This window comes from Nitrobacter vulgaris (assembly GCF_031453995.1).
In the GTDB taxonomy this organism is placed as follows: domain Bacteria; phylum Pseudomonadota; class Alphaproteobacteria; order Rhizobiales; family Xanthobacteraceae; genus Nitrobacter; species Nitrobacter vulgaris.
On record NZ_JAVDPZ010000032.1, the window covers coordinates 39,879 to 45,878 of the forward strand.

At 58.1% G+C, this 6,000-nt stretch carries 7 protein-coding genes and 1 pseudogene; 6 read left to right on the forward strand and 2 right to left on the reverse strand.

Annotated features, from left to right (window positions below; all coding sequences use genetic code 11):
- Window positions 1-366 precede the first annotated feature (366 nt).
- The gene (locus tag GGQ85_RS16540) at window positions 367-648 is read right to left on the reverse strand and encodes a hypothetical protein (protein WP_309775441.1); all 282 of its coding nucleotides are present in this window, start codon (window positions 646-648) and stop codon (window positions 367-369) included.
- Between the two features lie 1,000 nt (window positions 649-1,648).
- On the opposite strand from GGQ85_RS16540, the gene ndk reads away from it, so the two are divergent.
- The 5 genes from ndk to GGQ85_RS16565 all read left to right on the forward strand — a co-directional run bounded on the left by ndk (window position 1,649) and on the right by GGQ85_RS16565 (window position 3,901).
- Window positions 1,649-2,071: a nucleoside-diphosphate kinase gene (ndk, locus tag GGQ85_RS16545; RefSeq protein WP_309775442.1), complete on the forward strand. Its 423-nt coding sequence runs from the start codon at window positions 1,649-1,651 to the stop codon at window positions 2,069-2,071.
- Between the two features lie 100 nt (window positions 2,072-2,171).
- The gene (locus GGQ85_RS16550) at window positions 2,172-2,498 is read left to right on the forward strand and encodes a hypothetical protein (protein ID WP_309775443.1); all 327 of its coding nucleotides are present in this window, start codon (window positions 2,172-2,174) and stop codon (window positions 2,496-2,498) included.
- An 11-nt stretch (window positions 2,499-2,509) separates the two neighbouring features.
- Window positions 2,510-2,698, forward strand: a complete 189-nt coding sequence (locus tag GGQ85_RS16555; protein ID WP_309775445.1) for a hypothetical protein — start codon at window positions 2,510-2,512, stop codon at window positions 2,696-2,698.
- Between the two features lie 401 nt (window positions 2,699-3,099).
- Window positions 3,100-3,279 carry a hypothetical protein gene (locus GGQ85_RS16560; RefSeq protein WP_309775446.1) on the forward strand — a complete coding sequence of 60 codons (180 nt, stop codon included), beginning with the start codon at window positions 3,100-3,102 and terminating at the stop codon, window positions 3,277-3,279.
- 433 nt (window positions 3,280-3,712) lie between these two features.
- Complete coding sequence (locus tag GGQ85_RS16565; protein WP_309775447.1) at window positions 3,713-3,901, forward strand: hypothetical protein; 189 nt, start codon at window positions 3,713-3,715, stop codon at window positions 3,899-3,901.
- Between the two features lie 880 nt (window positions 3,902-4,781).
- On the opposite strand, the pseudogene GGQ85_RS16570 reads toward GGQ85_RS16565, so the two are convergent.
- Window positions 4,782-5,642 (reverse strand): annotated as a pseudogene (locus GGQ85_RS16570) (transposase); the annotation flags it as partial.
- Window positions 5,643-5,710: 68 nt separating this feature from the next.
- On the opposite strand from GGQ85_RS16570, the gene GGQ85_RS16575 reads away from it, so the two are divergent.
- Window positions 5,711-6,000: IS110 family transposase (locus GGQ85_RS16575; RefSeq protein ID WP_510184776.1), on the forward strand; the 290-nt coding region annotated here is incomplete at its 3' end.

The window sequence follows — 6,000 nt, forward strand, 5'->3', positions numbered from 1 at the left end:
TTGCGGATCACCGGGTTGAAGCCCGCCGGAAGGGAGACAGCGGGCTGGATCAGACAGCGAAAGGCCCGCCGGAGTTGGGGAATATTAGCGGGCCTTTCGGGAACGGGATCAGCCGTACCAAGCGATCAACCGGGCAGGCGAGAGGATGTAGTTTCAAAAGAAAAGCCCGCCTGTTAGGGCGGGCCAAGTTTATCGGGAAGCAGAACGGGTCGTCCCAATGGGATGGCTATCCCCGTTCTAGCTAATCAATTCACTCAAATTGAAAGTTGTTCCACCGAAAAAAACCCGCAAAGGGCGAGGACGGCCTTTTGGTGAGATCGAGTTCACAGAGTACGCCGGGAAGACCAAAAAACCTTAAGTCGCGATCTAAATGTATTGGAGCAAATGGGCCTGGTGGGTCGAGTGCCAGGCCGGAGGGTCATGGCCAGAAGCAGTCGTATCCAAGCATTTTTGCCATGGCGAGCTGCGACCTAATAGTAAACCCCGCTCCGGCGGCGGATCCGGCGGCTGCAGCGCCTCTTCCGTGATCATCAGGATCATCTCTAAATCGCGCCGCATGACGGCAGGGTCTGCGCTCTCTAGAGCAACGCGAGTCAGTGCTTGGATATCGGCCAAGGCTTTCGTAGGGTCTAGGGTCTGCTCATCCATCTGATCTCCTATCGCAGCGACGTTTGCGCCAACTCAGATGTAAATGGCGACGAAGACGACCGTCCCTAAATACAGAAATGGCAGATAAACCATTCGAGTCAGCATCGGATCCCGCGGCTGTTGCTTATTCGAATCCGCTTCGGTGAGGGTTTATCTGAAGGGCGTCGCGACGATCGGCAAATAGGCCAACAGTCCGATCAGAGCCAGAAAACCTTGGCAATGAAAAGCAGAAAGAGCTTCTGGGGGCCGCTCACATGTTCCAACTCGGGATTTTGCTGGCCTGCACGGGCGTTCCAATGATGGGATCAGGATTTCGCATAGCACGCTCCCCTGTGTTGGGCGGGAGCGCAAACCAGCGTTCTCATCACCGATAAAAGCCACGGTCCGTGCGGTGATGAGGGCTAAGGGGCAAGCCTCTTCGTTCCAAAGAATCGCTGGGCGTACCGTTCTGCTCGAACAGCTTTGCTCCTGAATCCCCAAAAGGCCCGCCGGGATGGGTGGCACGGGGGCCAATTCGGGCTCGGGGATCACAACGGGCGGTGAGTGATAGACCGTTCCAGCGGTTCAATACGATTGGACGAAAGTTGTTCCGCAAAGAGAAACCCGCCGGCGGGGGTGGATCGCCGACGGGCCGTCTTGAATGGACAGACGGGGGGACGCCCGCCCGTCCGGGCTGTTTAATTCTGAAATGACCTGGCGGTTCCTGGCTGCGCGCAGCGACCGGCGGCGCTGATCCCCTGGCCGGCTGCGCTCCATCCAGTCCGAGCGAGTCCAACATAAGCGGGATGCGCGGTGCGCGGCGGCGATACACCTATCTCGAGTCGTGAGGTGGCGGACTGTGCGGTTGAGTAGGCGGAGAAACAGCAGCGCCGGGACGTTCCCATCGATTTACCTTCGAATGGACTCCCGATACGGGGCCCCAATTTATTACCTATGACACCGCATGTGGAGTATCCGCGAAGCGTCGTAATTCCCACGATCGCTACATCAGGACGATATCATGGCGATTGAGCGCACGTTTTCGATTATCAAACCGGACGCAACCGCGCGAAACCTGACCGGCGCGATCAACGCCCTGATCGAGAAAGCCGGGCTTCGGATCGTGGCCCAAAAGCGCATCCGCATGACCCGTGAGCAGGCCGAGACGTTTTACGCCGTGCACAAGAGGCGTCCCTTCTTCGAAGAACTCGTCGACTTCATGATTTCTGGGCCGGTGGTCGTGCAGGTGCTCGAGGGCGAGAACGCGATCCTCAAGCATCGTGAGATCATAGGCGCAACCGACCCGTCCAAGGCGGCCGACGGCACCATTCGCAAGCTCTATGCGAAGTCGGTCTGCGAAAATTCCGTGCATGGATCAGACACGACTGAGACCGCTGTAGTCGAAATCGCCCAGTTCTTCTCGAGCAACGAGATCGTCGGCTAGTGGAGGCGATTAGAAAAATTCTGCTTTCAAAATCTTGACCGCCGCCACAGCCATTCTTAATTTTTTCGTCGTCCGAAACGAAAGGAGAGAGGAGGACAACATGACCAATCGCGGCCATGCAATTGACGACAACGTTTACGATCTCAACGCAATCCTTCATCCCGGGTCAATCTATGACCACCCCCGCTACGTCCTGGCGGACAAAGAACTGACTCTTGCCGAGAAGAGATCGATATTGGCATCTTGGGCCTCGGACGCCGCCGCTGTCACTTCGTGCCCATCGCTGAGGGCAATTCCGGGACGGCGCCAACCAGTTTTGATCGACGACATTCTGGAAGCTTTGTCCGAACTCGACAGCGGTCCGCGACCACCCGGCGGGAAGCCGGCTCGGCGCCGATCGACCTCCCGAATCTCAGAAGCGGCATGAAGGAGGACGCCATGGTTGGGAGCCTACCAAAGGCATTCGAACTTCAAGGTCTACGCCGGCTGAAAGAAGCTTTGGTTGTGTCGGAGGCCAGGCAGGGCAAGCCTCGTATGATCGCCGCCAAAGACTGGCTAACTGAACTAGACGCTAAGATCGCCGCCCTCGAGCGTGGCCTCGGCCTTGATGGTCGGCCTGGCGAGTAGATCGCGGTATCGACCCGGCGGACGGGTCCACCGTTCGCCGGCAACTGCGCATACCTTTCGATGTCCGGCGGTGATGGAATGAGTGGGCTATTTTACCAAGGCATCTGGCATCGTTATTAGCCATCGTCTGCCGTCTGGCTTGTCTTTGCCCATGTCCAGAACGGACTGATGGACCTGTTCGTGGTGCCGACAATCTCGTTCCGACTGCTCTATGGGTTGCTGATCATGGGCCACGGCCGACGGCAAATCCTGTGGTTTGGGGTTGACCGCGCATCCGACCGCAGAATGGATCGCAAATCAGCTCACGGAAGCTTGCATCAAGGCTCTCGAAGAGAGAATGGCCAAGATTCTCGCGGAGCTCCATCCCGCGGCGAAGCAAGGCCGGCGCTAGGAACGCTCTCATGAAAGACAACTGCCCCACCTGCTTCGGCATCGGCTGGGTGTGCGAGCGCCATCCCAACAGGCCGTACGGCCATGAGGCAGGCTGCGCGTGCGGCTACGCGGCGCCTTGCGAGTGCAACGACAGCAACCGGCCTGATACGAGCCGCGTCATCATCATTGTCGAGGCAGTGCTGCGCTAGCTATTAAGGAAACCAGGCCGCTACCGCGACATCACATCTGAGGGATTGCTGCGGCAAAGCTCGTTCAAGGGGCTTTCAAAGATGGTCGAGGCGTACATATTAGCGCGGCGGGGCCCTCTCCCCCAAGAGGCCCCACGCACGGTCCCGCAGCTTTTGCCCCAAAGAACGACTGCCCTATCTGCCAAGGCATCAGATGGGTGTGCGAGAACCATCCGGACAAGCCCTACGACCATGAGCTGGGATGCGCATGCGCCGAGGGCATACCGTGCGCCTGCAACGACAGCCCTCCGCCTGACACAAGCCAGGTCATCGTCATCGCGGAAAAGACCGTGCATTAAGCGTCGGACTGGGATACGAGCTGGGGAGTATACGCGCCGAAAGATTTATTGCGGCAACAGAGCGGCGCGCTCACCCGCCTAACGAGGAACGAGCCATGTGCAGCAAATGCGATGACGTACGCATGGAGATCGCCCGTAACCGCGGGCTTTCGCTTGGGCTGACGGACCCCGCCGCTATCGGCATCAACAAGGACGAGCTTAGAGCGCTCGAAGGGAAGCTGGACGAACTAGACGCCCAGCACCTGCAGGAGAGGAAACCCTCTAGCCAGGCCAGATATAGTTAAAGAACCCGGCGTTGCAGCAGCTTACCTTTGATACCTAAGCGTCGTTCTGGAAAATATTTTACGACGCTTTTAAAAGCTCCGCTCTCCTACCCCCTCCACTCCGTTTCCTTCTCTCCCGTCGCATGGTGTATGTCCCGCTGCTCCGTTCTCGTCCTTGGCTCCTTCCCCCCTCCTAGCAATGAGCTAGGTCCAGAGAGGTTTTGTAGGCGGCGCCGCGCACTTCAAAAAAATGCAAACGGTGGAGTGCCCCGTGCGGCGTCCCGCATTTACACTTTCAGACGCACTTATAAGGCGCATCCTATCACTCCCCCGACTGCAATCTTTCAAAGTACGCTCCGACTCGTGCGCCCGATGTCGTGAGGTATCCGTGTGGCTCGGCCCTCCGCACTGCCTTGTACCGAGAATGGGGCTCCAACGACGTTTCCGTGGTGGGGAGAAGCAGGGGCTTCCGACGCAATCGCTCTTCCTGCTGCTTCACCGTTCTAAGACGACCGCAAGCAACATTCCCCCATCAACAAAGAAAGCCATCCTGCGGGGGCAAGAGGCCTTTCTCTGCACCCAGCCCCCGCTAGGTCTTTCCCGTGTAGCACGCTAGGAAATCGTGCAAGTTCCGCGCGGGGATAACTGGCGGGCGCGGAGTGTTTGTCCTGCCGGACGAATATCATTTGTGCGACAGCGACGAGCCGCGCAGCCTTCCCGAAGGGAAGGGCAACGGTGAAGGCATACAGGGCGAACAGGAAGGCCAGCAAGACCGAAAGCATGACCATCCTCCCGAAGGATCGGACCCCGGGCGCTGTCGAAGCGAGTGTCCGTCATCAAAACATTTGGCGCAAAGAGCGGCGAGATTTAGCGGAGAGCGGGCCTCATTTGTTGGTTGATGTTAAGCGGCGATTTTGCGGTGGAGCAAGCGCCGATATTCGATTGTCTGTCGTTTGTCCTTTCACGCTGTTTGATGATGGATTGTGCACGTCCGAAGTAGACGTCGGCGGGTGTGACGTTGCCGATGCCCTCGTGATAACGGCGATGATTGTAATGCTCGATGAAGGCCTCGATCTGACACTCGAGATCGCCGGGCAGGAAGTAGTTCTCGAGCAGGATGCGGTTCTTGAGGGTTTGATGCCATCGCTCGATCTTGCCTTGGGTTTGCGGATGCAGCGGTGCGCCGCGGATATGGCTCATGCCGTTGGCATCGATCCATTCGGCAAGCTCGGCGGCGATGTAACTGGGACCATTGTCGCTGAGCAGTCTGGGCTTGTGCAACACCTTGGTGTTGTCGCAGCCTGAAGCTGCAAGGGCCAGTTCGAGCGTATCGGTGACGTCCTCGGCGCGCATGGTCGAGCACAGCTTCCAGGCAATGACATATCGAGAGAAGTCATCGAGTACGGTGGACAGATACACCCACCCCCAGCCGATGATCTTGAAGTAGGTCGGTCTGCCACATCTGGTTGGGTGTTGTCGTCTTGTCTTTGAACTCATCAGCCGCCTTGACCACAATGAAGGCTGGGCTGGTGATGAGATCGTGGGCCTTAAGCAGGCGATAGACACTGGCTTCGGAGACGAAGTAGCGCTTCTCATCGGTAAAGCGCACTGCCAGTTCGCGCGACGAAAGTTCGGATTGCTCCAGCGCCATCTCGATGATCTGACCCTGGATATCGGCATCGATGCGGTTCCACACGCGACCTGGCCGGGATGGACGATCTTCCAACGCTTCCGGCCCGCCCTCAAGGTAACGGTCATACCAGCTAATGGGATGGACGGCTCTCCCTCCACCATTCAGGCTGAGAGCCTGGAAGAGGAAGGAGAGCTGCAATGACCGTCGAGACGCTCGGTATCGATATCGCCAAGAACGTGTTTCAACTTCACGGGGTCAATCATCATGGCAGCGTCGTGCTGAAGCGGCGGGTGATGCGCGATCAGCTTCTCGACATTGTTGCACAGGTCGAGCGCTGCACGATCGTGGTCGAAGCATGCACGGGCGCGTTCTGCTGGGCTCGTAAGTTTGAGGCACTTGGCCACCGGGTGAAGATCATCAGCCCGCAATATGTGAAGCCCTTTGTGCGCCGGCAGAAGAACGACGGCAACGACGCTGAAGCGATCTG